Origin of the sequence: Pseudooceanicola marinus (assembly GCF_002786295.1) — a bacterium.
Taxonomy (GTDB): Bacteria; Pseudomonadota; Alphaproteobacteria; order Rhodobacterales; family Rhodobacteraceae; genus Pseudooceanicola; species Pseudooceanicola marinus.
The window spans coordinates 372621-386244 of the sequence record NZ_PGTC01000009.1 but is presented as its reverse complement, the minus strand read 5'-3'; the positions used below and the strand labels follow the sequence as shown (position 1 = coordinate 386244).

The window sequence follows — 13624 nt, the reverse complement described above, 5'->3', positions numbered from 1 at the left end:
TTTCCCGGCGCGATTGACATTTCCGAGTGATTTAGTCAATCAATTTCAGGAAACCCGACTGAATCAATAAACATAGGAACGTCCCGATGAAACTCTTACGGCACCTTGCCGCCGCGCTTCCCCTGGCGGCGTTCCTGGCCGCAGCTCCCCTTCAGGCCCGCGAGGTCGAACATGCGCTTGGCACGACCGAGGTGCCCGAGGCGCCGCAGCGCGTTGTCGTCCTGACCAACGAAGGCACGGAGGCGTTGCTGGCGCTTGGCGTCGTGCCTGTGGGGGCTGCGAATTCCTGGAACGGCGATCCCTGGTGGGACCACATCACCGACCAGATGGGCGAGGCCACCCCGGTGGGCACCGAAAGCGCCGTGAACCTGGAACTGGTCGCGGCCCTGCAACCCGATCTCATCCTCGGCAATGCACAACGCCACGAGGAGATCTACCCGCAGCTTTCCGCCATCGCGCCCACGGTGGTGTCGAAGGAGTTGCGCGGTGACTGGCAGGTCAACTTCAACCTCTATGCAGAGGCCCTTGGCCGCGAAGAGGAAGGCAAGGCTGCGATCGCGGACTACGAGGCCCGGGTGCAGGCGCTGCGCGACGATCTGGGAGAGGCCCTGAACGAGAAGGTCTCGGTCATCCGCTTCCTGCCCGGACAGATCCGCATCTACCAGCTCGACAGCTTCTCCGGCGTACTGCTGCAGGACATCGGCTTCGACCGCCCCGAAAACCAGAAGGTCGACGCCTTCGCCATTCGCACGGGCAAGGAGAGCATTCCCGACATGGACGGCGACCGCATCTTCCACTTCACCTACGACAATGGCGACGGGGAAGGCGATGCCCTGGCAAACGAGGTGCTGGAGGATCCGCTGTGGCAGTCCCTCTCGGCGGTTCAGTCCGGCCGCGTCCACGCGGTCAGCGACGCCATCTGGAACACCGCCGGCGGCATTCTGGCGGCCCGGCTGATGCTTGAAGACATCGCGCGCATCTATGGCGTCGAGTGACCCTTTCCGGGACGTGCAGGTCGAGCGGGTCCAACCGCTCGGCCCGAGCATGCAACGCGTGACCTTCGCGCCGCGGGATCGCGCGGCCCTGCCCGCGGAGCGCCCCCATGGCGGCCACTGTCGCCTGCGCTTTCCGGGGCGCGACGCCTCCGCTCCGCCGCAGCCACGCGCCTACACCTACCGGCGCTGGCATGCGGATGGCCGCTTCGACGTGGATTTCGTGGTGCATGCGGGCGACGGCCCCGCCGCCCGCTGGCTGCGGCAGGTTCGCCCGGGCGCCTGCATTGGCTGGCGCCACGGCGGTCCGCCCAAGATCTGCCTGGCTGCCCCCAACCCGGAGCCGACCATCCTGATCGCGGACCTGTCCGGCCTGCCGGTGATGGCGGCCCTGATCGAACAGGCCCACCCGACGCGCCAGGTCTCCCTGATCCTGACGGTCTGCCCTGACGCCGCACCCGACCCGCCCCCCCAGGGCCGCGCCCGCATCCACCACCTGCCGTCTCCGGAGGACGTCGAGCAGCACTTGCTGCAGCATGCAACCCTTCCCGGCACGCGCGTCTTCGCCGCCTGCGAAGCGACACAGATGCGCCGCTACCGCCGGCTGCTGCTGGATGTCCTCGCCTTGCCCCGCTCTCAGGTCATCACTTCGGGCTACTGGAAAACCGGCCTCACGACCGAAGACGTCGACCAGGCAAAGCGCCGGGCGGACTGGTTCGGGGATGGGCCTGCCAGCAGGCTGGGGGGCTGACAGGCCGCGAGGACGGTCCAGCTGACCGGCCCCCAAGCCGGCGGGGGATCACCCGGATTCGGACCCGGTCAGTTCCTCCCGGAGCCATGTCAGCAGGGCGTCCGTCTCCGCGTGATTGCCGCGTCGGGTGCCGCGAAACACCGAAATCTCGGCGGGCCGGAAAACGGATTCCGCGCAGACCTTCACGAGCTTTCCTTCGCTGACGAGCCCGCTCACGGTGTTGCGCCACCCAAGCGCGACACCCTGCCCCGCGACCGCCGCCTGAAGGACCAGCGGAAAGCTGTCGAAACCGGTGATCCGCGCGCCCCGCGGCAGGGCCTGTCCGACGGCTGCGAACCAATCCGGCCAATCCATCCAGTCCTGCGGCAGAACCTGGTGCGACAGCAGCGGCTGCCGCGCCATCGCCTCGACCGAGAGAGGCAGCGAAGCAGGCGACAGCAACCCCGGGGCGGCCACGGGAAAGACCTCGTCCGAGGCGGTGAACACCAGGCGGGCCGACCCCGACGGCCGCCCGGTGGTCTGCATCGCCACGTCGAAGGGCTCCGGTGCCTCCGTGAGGGGGCTGAGCGCGCTGACGACCCGGACCTCCACCCCCGGGTGCCGCTCGTGGAAGCGCGACAGGCGCGGCATCAGCCAGTAGAAGGCCTCGCAAAGCTGACAGTGCAGAACCAGTCCGCCCGCAGCCTCTCCGCCCCGCAGGCGGACCGTCTCGGCGGATATGTCGGCCAGGGCCGCGCCGATGACGCGGCCGAAGGCGCGTCCCGCTTCGGTCAGGAACACCGCCCGGTTGCGCCGTTCGAAAAGCCGCACCCCGAGATCGGCCTCAAGGGCAGCGATCTGCTTGGTCACCGCGGTCTGGCTCAGGCCAAGCTCCCCGGCGGCGGCGGTGAAACTCTCATGCCGGGCCGCCGCTTCGAAGGCAGGCAGGCGCGACAGGGGCGGCAGCGGGCGGCGATCCATTCCATATCCTCATGTGTCTTCGATCATTTGTCATTTTATCAGCCGTCCAGTCCATGGTTTTCACCAGACATGGCATGGACAATCGGACACCTCAGCCCACGCGGCGGACGCGCGCGCGGCATCCTGGCGATCCTCACGGGCGTGGCTCTGCTGTCGGCCTCGGACGCGCTGGTGAAGCGGAGCGGCGATGGCTTCGGCCTGGCGCAGCTTGTCCTGCTGCGCTCCGTGGTCGCCGCATCCCTGCTTGCGACATGGCTCCGGATCGCCCAGGGCGTCCGCGGCCTGCATCTGGCCCGGGGCGGCTGGGTCTGGGCGCGCAGCCTCTGCCTGGCCGCGATGTGGCTGTGCTACTACGCCGCCCTGCCGGCCATGTCCTTTGCGCTCGCCGCTGCCTGCTACTACACATCGCCCGCCTGGATGGCCCTGTTGGGGCGCTGCCTCTTGGGGATGAAGATCGGTGGCCGTGGATGGGCCGCCGTAGCGCTGTCGCTCGCCGGCGTGGCGCTGGCTGTGTCCCCGGCGCCCGACACCTTCACGCCCGTCGTGTTGCTTCCGCTCGCCGCCGGCGGCTTCTACGCGCTGGCCGGGATCATCACCTGGAGCCGTTGCCAGGCGGAAAGCCCGGGCGCGATGGCCTTCACGCTCAACCTCTGTCTCGTCGGCGTGGCGGCCGCCGGACTGTGCCTGCTGTCGGTCATAGGCCCCTCCAGCGACGACAGCTTCGTTCTCTCCGTCTGGCCCCGACTGACCCCTGCACAATGGCGCCTCGTGCTTCTCCTCGGGGCCCTCATGGCGGTCATCGCCACGGTCGTTGCCGCGGCCTATCGCCTGGCCCCTACACCCGTCGTGGGAGTCTTCGATACCGCCTACCTGGGCTTCGCAGCCTTCTGGGGCGCCCTCCTCTTCGGAGAGGTGCCCACATCCCGGGAAGCGCTCGGGATCGGCATGATCGCGGCCAGCGCGATCCTCATGAGCAGCGCCAGGGGCGTCGATTGAGGGCAACCATCGCTCCGCAGCCCTGCCCGGCATCCGCAAGAGGGACCCCTTCGCGCAATTCTCCCCCTTCTTCGAAGCCCTTTCCCTCAGACACGGCTTGCCATTTGCGACCGACACTATAGCTGCTTAGGTGACAACATTAATGGAAGGGCCCGCTGCGGAGTGAAACTCGAACTGACCGTCCCGAAGAGCCTTGGTGGGCAATCAGACATGCTGGAGGCGCTGGATGCCGTACAGGCCGGCGCGCAGACAAGGGCGGTATTGCGCCCGATCCTGGAGATCGTGAAGCGCACCCTGTCGACCGGGGTGCAGCAGGAATTCCTGGCCAACTTCGAGCTCCACCGTAACGACAAGACGCTTCCGGTGCAGGGCGACGGGGGGATCCGGATCGCGCTGGAGCTGCCTGACGAAGACCTCGAAGCCGCACGAGGCGATCTTCTGGATGTGGCCATGGCCGGGTCGGAACGCATCTGGCAGACCACCTCGGACGGACAGGCTGCGGCGGTCTTCGAGGTTCTCTGCGACATCCTCGAAGAGGCCATCCCCCTGCCGGAGCAGCAGCCGCTGCTTGACGCCAACCTGTCTGACCTGGCCGACTGACGAGGCTCAAGGCGCTGACACCCGTTTCTGCCGGGGTGAGCCGTCTGGGCGCCCGTGGCCTCAGCCGCCGGTGCGGAGGCAACAGGACGACACGACCCCGTCGGGGACCTCTCCGGCGAAGTCCAGGATCCCGTCATCAACCAGCGTCCCGTCGGCGATCTTGCCGTGTAGTGCGGCCCGCGCCCCCGGGAGGATGCAGCCGCGTACAGGCTGCGGGGGATCAGCAGGATATGAGCTATGGAATGTCCTTCGTGTCAGAGCCGGGCCAACCAGGTCGAGATCGACGGGAAGGCAATGAGGATCGCCAGAGCCACCACCATCGCCAGGACGAAGGGAAAGGCACCGCGAAAGATGTCGCCCACCGAAAGGTCGGGATCGTCGATGGCGGACTTGATGGTGTAGACCGACAGGCCGAAGGGCGGCGTCAGCAGTCCCATCTCGACGGCAACGACGGTCAGCACGCCGAACCAGATCAGGTCGAACCCCGCCGCTTCGGCCACCGGCAGGGCGATCGGCAGCACGATCAGCATGATGGAGATCGAGTCGATCAGGCAGCCCAGCAGCACGATCAGCACCAGGTAGACCAGCAGGAAACCGTAGGGCCCTATGGAACTGTCGAGGAAGAGCGCGGCAAGTTCGCGAGGCACCCCCGACAGGGCAAGCATGCGACTGAAGAAGGTCGCGGCGAGGATGAGGAACAGCACCGAAACGGTGATCTGCCCGGTCTCGACCATCAGCTTCCACAGTGTCCGCACGGGCAGCGCGCGGCGCAGCAGCGCGATCACCAGCGCCCCGGCGGCCCCGGCCGCCCCGGCCTCCGTCGGGTTCAGGAAACCACCATAAAGGCCGCCCAGGACCACTAGCATCAGCGCCAGGATCGGCACGGCCTTGCGCAGCAGGTCGAGGGCGGAGAAGTCCTCGAACGCGACCTCGTCGTCGGGGGTCTCGTAGACTAGGGCCTTGCGACGGGAGGCCAGCAGCAGGATGGTCAGCGAGAAGACCAGCGCCAGCAGCAGGCCCGGCCCGATGCCTGCCAGGAACATGCGGCCGACCGATTCCTCGGCCAGGACGGCGTAGACGATCATCAGCAGGGAGGGCGGGATCATCATCCCCAGCACGGAGGAGCCTGCGACGACCCCCGTGGCGAAGCGCTTCGAGTAGCCGTGCCGCGTCATTTCCGGCACCGCCACCCGGCTGAAGACGGTAGCGGAGGCGATGGAGATCCCGGTGATCGACGCGAACACCGCATTGGCAAAGACCGTCGCGATCCCCAGCCCCGCCATCACCCGGCGCAACAACCTCTGAAAGACGTCGAAGGTGTCCTTGCCGACGTTGGAAACGGTCACCAGCAGGCCCATCAGCACGAACAGTGGCACGACGGCATAGAGGTATTCGCGCAGGCTGTCGTTGCCGGCGGCGCCCAGCATGCGCAAGGCCACGGCATCGTTGCGGATCAGCGAGACACCGAGGAAGGAGACGCCCAGCATCCCGATCCCGATAGGCATGCCGAGATAGATCAGCACCAGCAGGCCGCCGACGGCGTAGTATCCGATTTCTAGGGGGGTCATCGTGTCACCTCGGAGAAACCGGCGGCAGAACGCAGGGAGCGGACGGAGCGGACCGCGAACTCGACGGCCGCCACCGTGAGGCCCAGCAGGATGAAAAGACGGAAGGGCCAGGTCGGCAGGGTGCCGAGGCCGGGCGTCCCGATGAACTCGCGGCGCTCCCAGTCCGTCGTCAGAACGCCGAAGGTCGCCCAGGCCATCAGGCCGATCATCACCGCCCCCACCAGGCTGAACACCGCCTCCAGCGCGGCACTGATCCTTGGTCGGCGTTGCCGCAGCGGATCGAGGAACAGGCCCGCCCGCGCCAGCCGGTCGGCGCGGATCGTGGCGCCGAACTGCAGGCAGACGATCATCACGAGCAGGAGCGCTCCCAGCTCCGACACGAGAGGCAGCGACGCCCCCATGCCGTTCCGCGCGACGATATCCGCGCAGATCAACAGCATCAGCCCGGCGATGAGCGCGGTGCCGAACGCGGCCAGCGCATTCACCACAGCGCCCCAGGCCCGGGCCCAGCCACTGGCCCAGGAACTGGCCCGGGTATTGGCCCGAGAACCGGGCCGCGCATCGGCGGCGACGGGGCGGTGCCGGGTCCCGGCACCGCTTGTCCTGGGGTCCTTGTCCGTCACGTCAGGACCCGGGCTCAGAGCTCATCGTCCCAGGCACGCACCGGCTCACCGCCTCGCGCCCGGACACCGTCGATATAGGCCTTCATGAAGGCGCGCGCAGGCATGCCGCGCTCCTCCAGCCCGTCGGCCCATTCCTTCGCGATGTTGGGCATGGCGTTCACCCAGGCCTCGCGATCCGCCTCGCTCATCGGCGTGATCTCCACCGGCGCCCCCTGGTCGGCCCCGGCCTCCACCATCTTTTCAAGCGCCGCCGCGTGGCGTTCGTTCAGGTCCCGCCCGTGCGCCTCGGTGTAATAGGCACCGGCCTCGACCATCGCCTCCTGCACCGGCTCGGGCAGCATGTCCCAGCTGTCGCGGTTGATCGCGATGGCCCCGGAGAAGGCCACGCCCATGTCAACCTTGGTCACATGCGGGGCCACTTCGTAGATCTTGGCCGGCAGCACACCCAGGGCCAGCGACAGGACACCGTCGGACACGCCGGTCTGGATATCGGTGTAGAAGCTGGTCAGCGAGCCATCGACGGCATTGGCGCCCGTCCCGCGCAGCCAGTTGCCCAGAACGCCCGGCGCGGACAACTTCATCCCGTCCAGGTCGGCAAAGCCCGAAATCGGCTCAGAGGTGTAGACGTCGTAGCTGTCGGTGCCGGTGAACCCCAGAACCTTGAGGTTATACTGCTCCCATTCCTCGCGGAACGCCTCGTTCGTCTCGAACAGTTCTTCCATCACCTCAAGCTGAAGAGCCGCATCCGCCGTGGTGAAGGGGGCGTAGGACGAGGCCTGGCTCATCGGCAGCTTGGCGGGCTCCAACATGGAGAAGACCCAGCCAATGTCGGTGATGCCCTGTTCGACCGAATCCAGCGTGGCATTCGCCTTGTAGAGTTGCCCGCCGAAGGCCTCGTTCCAGTTGATCTCGTACTCTCCCGCCTCGGCGAGGATTTCATCCGTGCGGGCCATGAAATGGGTCTGGATCATCCCCACCCAGGGAATGACCGTCGGGTGGCTGGAGGCCACCGTCAGGCTGATCGTCTCCTGTGCGGCAGCCGCACCGGACATTGCGAACGCGCCCACAAGGGCTGTGCCAAGCATAAGTTTCATTTTTTCTCCTCCCAAAGAAACACTCAGACGATCGCGAAGCTCTGGCTCGACATGTCGAGCCGGAGGGTCACGCTGCCTTCGTTGATCATCCACGGACGCACGCGGAACTCGCGGGCGCCTGCCTTGTGCATCGGATCGCCTTGCGCGATCCGGATCGCGGCCGACCGGGACGCGGCCCGGATCACGACCAGCCCCTCGCCTTCCCAGGCGTCCTCCGCGTCGGTCCACATGGGGCCGGCGGCATAGAGGATGCCGTCCCTTTCAAGCTGCACCTGGAACGCAAGATGCTCTTCGAGGTGCTCCAGGACCGGGCCAATGCCCGCCACGGGCGTGGTGAAGATCGCGTAGAGCTGCTTTTGCAGCATGGCCTTGCTGGCCTCCTTCACCTCCGCGGCCGGTACGGACGTCAGTGGTTCCGTCATCTTTCCTCCCCTCTCTGCCGATCTCAGCCCGGCCTGCGCCCGGCAACCTCGGCCCTCAGTTCCGGGCCATGTTCGTCCAGTTGCGGCGGCGCCAGCACATCGGTCTCCGCCTGGCCATCGAAGTTGTAGGGCGCGCGCACCGTGGTGAAGGTGCCGATCTCCGCGCTTGGCGCGCTGACCTTGATGCCCAGGTGCCGCGCCTGCGGATCCTCCAGCGCCTCGGAGCTGTCGTAGGCCGGGGAATAGGGCACCTCCGCCTCGCGCAGACGGTCGCACCAGGTGTCGCGGTCCGCGCTGGCGAAGACCGGGGTGAAATGGGCAATCAGCTCATCCTGATGCTCGATCCGCTGCAGCCTCTCGTTGAAGCGCGGGTCCTGGTCGAGATGCTGTTGACCCGTCGCCTCCAGCAGACCCGTCCAGAACTTCTCCGGGCTGGAGAGGTGGAAGGCGATCCATTTCCCGTCGGCGCACTCGAAGGTGTAGCTTTGGGAGACGGTTGGCCGCGACAGCGGGCCCATCACCTCGTCCACCGAATAGTAGTGGGTGAAACTGTCGAGGTTGAAGTGGCACATCGCCTCCAGCATGGAGATGTCGATGCGATGCCCCTGCCCGCTGCGTTCGCGTTCGAAGAGCGCGGCGATGCAGGCCATGGCGGCGTATTGCCCCGTCACCGCATCGGCGATGGCCGGACCGATGACCCGCGGGTTCTCCGGCGGCGTCAGCAGACGCAGGTAGCCGCTGGCCGCCTGGGCCACGGAATCGAAGACCGGACGGTCCCGCGCCGGGCCTGACGGGCCAAGCCCGGAAATGGCGCAGTAGACCAGCTTCGGGTTCACCTCCCGTAGCTCCGCCTCACCGGCGCCGAGCCTCTCGGCCACCCCGGGCCGGAAATTCTGGATGAAGATGTCCGCGGTCTCGATCAGGCCATGGAAGACGGCCAGGTCCTCCTTGTCCTTCGTATCCAGCGCGATCGACCGCTTGTTGCGGTTGTAGGTCTGGTAGTGCGGGGAATAGAGCCCACCCTTGAAGGCGCGGAAGGGGTCACCGGATCCGGGCCGTTCGACCTTGATGACATCCGCGCCGAGGTCCGCAAGGTGCATGCCGCACGCCGGGCCGGTGATATATGTCCCAAGTTCGACAACCCGGACGCCTTTCAGGATCTTGACCATGGTCTTCCTCCTCAGCCTCCGTGTTTCGAGGACGGCGTGCCGTCGTAGGTGATGGCCGTGACGGCGGCGTTGGACATGATGAAGCCGATCGACCGCAGGCTTTCCTCGTACAGATGCGCCGACAGCCCGGCGGCACGGGCCAGCAGCGGCACAGCCTTCACCGCCTGCAGCGGGAAGCCCGCATCGAGGATGGTGGCCGGGATCGCGCCGGAGACGTTGATCGGCAGCGGCCGGCCGGTGATCTTCGGCGCCTGGGTTCCCAGCACCCGCAGACAGTCGACGTACCGCCCGCTCACGCCGATCTCGTCGCAGAGCTGAAGCAGGACGTTGGCCCGGGGATCGCCCGAAGCGTGTTGCGGATGGCCGAGGCCCGGCACCTTCTTCTTCGCAGCGGCCAGGGCTTCGAGGCGCGCGATCGCGGCGGTTTCCACGTCGGTCCCGTCGGCCTCGGCCTTGTCGAGAACCTCCTGCAGGAAATAGGCGGCGGCCTCGGAGGAGCCCGCGACGACGCTGCCCATGCCAAGCAGCCCCGCGGACATCGCCCCCTGCCAGGCGTCCGGCCCGGCGGCCAGGGTCATGCGCGCAGCCTGGACCGAAGGAACAAGCCCATGTTCGGCAATTGCGACAAGGCAGGCATCCATCATCCGGCGCTGCGCCTGGGTGGGACGCTCGCCCAGCACCAGGAGCCAGAAATAGTCGGTGAAGTCGATCTTGCCGATCAGCTCATCGCAAAGATCCAGGCCGCGCACAGTGATGCTCTCTGCGTCAGATGTCGCGATGGCCGTGTAGGACTGATCCTGTTTCCCAATGCGCATTCCGTTTCCTTTTTCGCATACCGAAATCTTTTGCTCTTGCCGAAAGACTAGGGGCCGGATTAGGGTCGCGTCAAGCATGATTGTTGCGGGCGGAGGAGATGGCCCGCGACAGGCGCAACGGGAGGAAGCGATGCGAGATATCAACCAGTACAAGATCACCGACGCCGTGAAGGATAGCTTTGCCACGGAACCGGGAAGCCGCTTCGAGCAGCTTTTGCACGGGCTGATCGAGCATCTTCACGACTTCACGCGCGAGAACGGGCTCACCCAGGACGAATGGATGCGCGTCCTGAATTTTCTCTACGACTGCGGAAAGATCTCGACGCCCGAACGGCACGAGTTCATCCTGCTGTCCGACGTGCTGGGCTTCTCGGCGCTGGTCGACATGCTCAACACCCGGGGCGGCGCGACCGAGGGCTCGAACCTGGGCCCGTTCTACCTGGATGACGCGCCCGAGAAGAAACTGGGCGCGGATCTGTCGGACGGGCGCGACGGCGCCATCGTGCTGGTGCATGGCAAGGTCACGGACACGCTGCACAAGCCCCTGCCCGGCGCCATCATCGACACCTGGCAGGCGGACGGATCGGGCACCTATCCCATCCAGGAGCAGGAACAGGGCCAGGACAAGATGGACCTGCGCGGTAAGTTCACCACCGATTCCGAGGGGCGCTACTACTACACCACGGTCCTGCCCAAACCCTACACGGTGCCCTATGATGGCCCGGTCGGAGACCTGCTGCGGGCCGGCAACCGTCACGCATGGCGCGCGGCGCACCTGCACTACATCGTGCGCGCGGCCGGCATGGCCGATATCACCACCGAGGTCTTCTTCGAGAATACGGAATACATCGACAACGACGCGGTCTTCGGTGTGCGCAAGTCGCTCATCGCGAAGGTGCAGCCGGTGCGCAAGGCGGATCAGTTCGACTACGCGCTTGACGTCAAGCCCGATGCGGTTTTCGAGTTCGACTTCGTACTTGCACCGGAAGGCTGACCTGACTTGATTGATCCCGCTGACAAACCGTCCGAATTCGTCGATAGCCTGGCCAAGGGACTCGCCATCCTGGAAAGCCTCGACGGATCCCGCCCCGAGATGACCCTGAGCGAGGTGGCCAAGACGGTGAACCTGTCCCCCGCCGCCGCCAGGCGCAGCCTGATCACGCTGGAGCATCTGGGGTTCATCGGGCGCAACGGCAAGCGGTTTCACCTGACGCCCCGGATCCTGACCCTGGGCTCTGCCTTCTACGGCGCCACGGGCATCGAGGAGGTCCTGCAGCCAGAACTGCGCGGGCTGGTGGAGAAATTCGGCGACGCCTCCTCCATCGCGACGCTGGACGGTCATGACGTGATCTACATCGCGCATGTCTCCGTCCAGCGGGCCCGCCGCGCGTCGGCCAATGTCGGCGTGCGCTACCCGGCCTTCGCGACCTCCATGGGCCGCGTCCTGGTGGCCGGGCTGCCGGACGGCGAGCGACAGGCCTGGCTGGCCGGGCTCAAGCCGGAGGCATTGACCTCCAAGACCTGCATAGATCCCTGCCGCCTGGGCGAGGAGATCGAGGAGGTCCGCGCGAACGGCTATGCCACGACCGTCGATCAGCTCGACTACGGGATCACCGCCATCGCCGTGCCGATCCGCAACGCGGAAGGCGCCACCGTCGCGGCCCTGAACAGCTCCGGCTACACCGGCCTCGTGACCCCCGAACGCCTGGTGGAGGAGCGGCTGCCCGAGCTGCGCGCCACGGCCTCGCACATCGCGCATCAACTGACGCGATACCCGGTCCTCGGATCGGTCCTCGGCCCCTGACCGGCCCTGATCTGGCGCCGCGAACTGCCCCGCGATCCGGCCCCGCGATCCGGGAGGGATCACCGGGGCCCGTCCAAGACCTGACACAGCACTTCTGGAGGAGAGAAACCATGTGCAGACTTTGCGACCCCCGCCGTCCGAAACAACCCTGCCCCTCGCGACGCGATTTCCTGAAGGCCGGCGCGGTCGGCGGCGCGGCGATGGCCACGGGCGCCACGCTGGGCACCAGCGCCTCGGCTCAGGAAATGGCCGAAAGCTCCATCCCCGACGGCATGGGAGAGCCCGGACGCCGCACCCTGATCCGCGGCGGCGTGATCCTGTCCATGGATGAGGCGATCGGCAACTTCGCCAGCGGCGACGTCCTGATCGAGGGCGGACGGATCGTCCAGGTCGCCGCCCGGATCGACGCGCCCGACGCCGCGGTGATCGAGGCGGCCGGCAAGATCGTCATGCCCGGTTTCATCGACACCCATCACCACCAGTTCGAGACCGCCCTGCGCAGTCAGCTGGCCCACGGGATCCTGGTCAACGACGGGCGCGCGGCGAATGCGACGAACTACTACGAGACGATCCTGCAGACCTTCTCGATGGCCTACCGGCCCGAAGACGTCTACATCAACGAGCTGTTCGCCGGGATCGCACAGATCGACGCGGGGGTGACGACGGTGATGGACGTCAGCCAGATCCACCACAGCCCCGAACATTCCGATGCGGCAATCGAAGGGCTGCGGGATGCGGGACGCCGCGCCGTCTTCGGCTATTTCGAGGGCCACGGGGACCGGGCGCAATATCCGCAGGACGCGCGGCGCATCAAGCAGCAGTATTTCGCATCCGACGACCAGCTACTGACCATGGTCATGGGGGGCGAAATCTACCTGCCCGGGTACGAGACCTCCTGGGCGCTCGGTCGCGAACTTGGCCTGCCGATCGCCCTGCACGTGGTCGGGACCTTCGGCATGGCCGGCACCTTCGATGCCCTGGCCGAGGCCGGCGAATTCGGCGAGGACAACATCTTCATCCACATGACCGGCATGTCGGACATGGCCTGGCAGCGGGCCGCGGATGCCGGGGCCCATGTCTCGCTCGCTGTCCCGATCGAGATGCACATGCGCCATGGCACGCCGCCGATCCAGAAGGCGCTGGACCTCGGCATGACGACCTCTCTGTCGTCGGACGTGGAATGCACCATGACCGCGGATCCCTTCACCCAGATGCGCGGGCTGATCACCCTGCAGCGGATGTTCGTGAACGAGGCGGCGCTGTCGGGCGCGGAGGACTATCCCGCGCTCATGCAATGCGCCGATGCGCTGCGCCACGCCACGATCGACGGGGCGAAGGGGCTGAAGCTGGACGGTGTGACCGGCAGCCTGACCCCCGGCAAGGCCGCCGACATCGTGCTGCTGGACGCCGAGGCGCTGAACGTGGCGCCGCTGAACAACGCAGCCGGCGCCGTGGTCACGCTGATGGAACGCTCCAACGTCGACACGGTCCTCGTGGCGGGCCGGCCCCGCAAATGGCGCGGGCAGGTCGTCGGCTTCGACATCGCGCGGCTGCGCGACGAACTGACCGCCAGCCGCGATCACCTGTTCGAGACGGCAGGGGTCGAACAGGACCTCTTCGCCCTCTGAGCGCGCAGTGACGGGGGCACGCCCCTAACCCTAAACCTAACCCTCCCGCCCGCGCCTCGCGGCGGGAGGTACGCCACGTCCGGTCTGCGCACCGCGTTCCGCCTGGCAGGGCCGCCCGGGGAAGATCATCGCCGCGCCGTCCCCGCGCTGTCATCCCTTCCCTTGCCTAGAGCCCCTGCCCCCTGTAGAAATCCCGCAGCTA

At 67.0% G+C, this 13624-nt stretch carries 14 protein-coding genes; 7 read left to right on the top strand and 7 right to left on the bottom strand.

Annotated elements, in window-relative coordinates:
* The first annotated feature begins 86 nt into the window (after positions 1-86).
* A complete protein-coding gene (locus CVM50_RS02985) occupies positions 87-995 on the top strand; it encodes an ABC transporter substrate-binding protein (protein ID WP_085886183.1) in 909 nt (302 codons plus the stop codon).
* Between the two features lie 49 nt (positions 996-1044).
* Positions 1045-1743: a siderophore-interacting protein gene (locus CVM50_RS02980; RefSeq protein ID WP_232618133.1), complete on the top strand. Its 699-nt coding sequence runs from the start codon at positions 1045-1047 to the stop codon at positions 1741-1743.
* A gap of 48 nt (positions 1744-1791) precedes the next feature.
* Here CVM50_RS02980 and CVM50_RS02975 read toward each other — a convergent pair whose 3' ends face one another.
* Positions 1792-2703, bottom strand: coding sequence for a LysR family transcriptional regulator (locus tag CVM50_RS02975; RefSeq protein ID WP_085886185.1), 912 nt, complete (start codon positions 2701-2703; stop codon positions 1792-1794).
* A gap of 69 nt (positions 2704-2772) precedes the next feature.
* Here CVM50_RS02975 and CVM50_RS02970 point away from each other — a divergent pair, with 69 nt between their 5' ends.
* Both CVM50_RS02970 and CVM50_RS02965 read left to right on the top strand, forming a co-directional pair.
* Positions 2773-3699, top strand: coding sequence for a DMT family transporter (locus CVM50_RS02970; RefSeq protein ID WP_085886186.1), 927 nt, complete (start codon positions 2773-2775; stop codon positions 3697-3699).
* A 162-nt stretch (positions 3700-3861) separates the two neighbouring features.
* The gene (locus CVM50_RS02965; RefSeq protein ID WP_143515546.1) at positions 3862-4299 is read left to right on the top strand and encodes a hypothetical protein; all 438 of its coding nucleotides are present in this window, start codon (positions 3862-3864) and stop codon (positions 4297-4299) included.
* A gap of 254 nt (positions 4300-4553) precedes the next feature.
* On the opposite strand, the gene CVM50_RS02960 is transcribed toward CVM50_RS02965, so the two are convergent.
* The 6 genes from CVM50_RS02960 to CVM50_RS02935 are packed head-to-tail and all read right to left on the bottom strand — an operon-like array spanning position 4554 to position 9990.
* Complete coding sequence (locus tag CVM50_RS02960; protein ID WP_085886188.1) at positions 4554-5867, bottom strand: TRAP transporter large permease; 1314 nt, start codon at positions 5865-5867, stop codon at positions 4554-4556.
* Positions 5864-6490 carry a TRAP transporter small permease subunit gene (locus tag CVM50_RS02955; RefSeq protein WP_085886189.1) on the bottom strand — a complete coding sequence of 209 codons (627 nt, stop codon included), beginning with the start codon at positions 6488-6490 and terminating at the stop codon, positions 5864-5866. The genes CVM50_RS02960 and CVM50_RS02955 overlap by 4 nt, the downstream gene beginning before the upstream one ends.
* 14 nt (positions 6491-6504) lie before the next feature.
* Complete coding sequence (locus CVM50_RS02950) at positions 6505-7584, bottom strand: C4-dicarboxylate TRAP transporter substrate-binding protein (RefSeq protein ID WP_085886190.1); 1080 nt, start codon at positions 7582-7584, stop codon at positions 6505-6507.
* Positions 7585-7607: 23 nt separating this feature from the next.
* Positions 7608-8006 carry a YciI family protein gene (locus CVM50_RS02945; RefSeq protein ID WP_085886191.1) on the bottom strand — a complete coding sequence of 133 codons (399 nt, stop codon included), beginning with the start codon at positions 8004-8006 and terminating at the stop codon, positions 7608-7610.
* Positions 8007-8029: 23 nt separating this feature from the next.
* Positions 8030-9175 (bottom strand): CaiB/BaiF CoA transferase family protein, encoded by a 1146-nt coding sequence (locus CVM50_RS02940; RefSeq protein WP_085886192.1) that lies wholly within the window; start codon positions 9173-9175, stop codon positions 8030-8032.
* A gap of 11 nt (positions 9176-9186) precedes the next feature.
* Entirely contained in the window at positions 9187-9990 is an 804-nt protein-coding gene (locus CVM50_RS02935) for a citryl-CoA lyase (protein WP_085886193.1), read from the bottom strand.
* Positions 9991-10120: 130 nt separating this feature from the next.
* Between CVM50_RS02935 and CVM50_RS02930 the strand changes: the two genes are divergently transcribed.
* From CVM50_RS02930 to CVM50_RS02920, 3 genes are all read left to right on the top strand, one after another.
* On the top strand, positions 10121-10984 hold the full coding sequence (locus CVM50_RS02930; protein WP_085886194.1) for a dioxygenase family protein: 864 nt from the start codon (positions 10121-10123) through the stop codon (positions 10982-10984).
* Positions 10985-10990: 6 nt separating this feature from the next.
* On the top strand, positions 10991-11794 hold the full coding sequence (locus CVM50_RS02925) for an IclR family transcriptional regulator domain-containing protein (RefSeq protein ID WP_085886195.1): 804 nt from the start codon (positions 10991-10993) through the stop codon (positions 11792-11794).
* Between the two features lie 110 nt (positions 11795-11904).
* Positions 11905-13422 (top strand): amidohydrolase family protein, encoded by a 1518-nt coding sequence (locus CVM50_RS02920; RefSeq protein ID WP_085886196.1) that lies wholly within the window; start codon positions 11905-11907, stop codon positions 13420-13422.
* Positions 13423-13624: the final 202 nt, after the last annotated feature.

What these genes read in the sequence shown, in the direction of transcription:
- CVM50_RS02985 (WP_085886183.1), top strand. Translation starts at nt 87, where the DNA reads ATGAAACTCTTACGGCACCTTGCCGCCGCGCTTCCCCTGGCGGCGTTC.
- CVM50_RS02980 (WP_232618133.1), top strand. Translation starts at nt 1,045, where the DNA reads ATGCAACGCGTGACCTTCGCGCCGCGGGATCGCGCGGCCCTGCCCGCG.
- CVM50_RS02975 (WP_085886185.1), bottom strand. Translation starts at nt 2,703, where the DNA reads ATGGATCGCCGCCCGCTGCCGCCCCTGTCGCGCCTGCCTGCCTTCGAA.
- CVM50_RS02970 (WP_085886186.1), top strand. Translation starts at nt 2,773, where the DNA reads ATGGCATGGACAATCGGACACCTCAGCCCACGCGGCGGACGCGCGCGC.
- CVM50_RS02960 (WP_085886188.1), bottom strand. Translation starts at nt 5,867, where the DNA reads ATGACCCCCCTAGAAATCGGATACTACGCCGTCGGCGGCCTGCTGGTG.
- CVM50_RS02950 (WP_085886190.1), bottom strand. Translation starts at nt 7,584, where the DNA reads ATGAAACTTATGCTTGGCACAGCCCTTGTGGGCGCGTTCGCAATGTCC.
- CVM50_RS02945 (WP_085886191.1), bottom strand. Translation starts at nt 8,006, where the DNA reads ATGACGGAACCACTGACGTCCGTACCGGCCGCGGAGGTGAAGGAGGCC.
- CVM50_RS02940 (WP_085886192.1), bottom strand. Translation starts at nt 9,175, where the DNA reads ATGGTCAAGATCCTGAAAGGCGTCCGGGTTGTCGAACTTGGGACATAT.
- CVM50_RS02935 (WP_085886193.1), bottom strand. Translation starts at nt 9,990, where the DNA reads ATGCGCATTGGGAAACAGGATCAGTCCTACACGGCCATCGCGACATCT.
- CVM50_RS02930 (WP_085886194.1), top strand. Translation starts at nt 10,121, where the DNA reads ATGCGAGATATCAACCAGTACAAGATCACCGACGCCGTGAAGGATAGC.
- CVM50_RS02920 (WP_085886196.1), top strand. Translation starts at nt 11,905, where the DNA reads ATGTGCAGACTTTGCGACCCCCGCCGTCCGAAACAACCCTGCCCCTCG.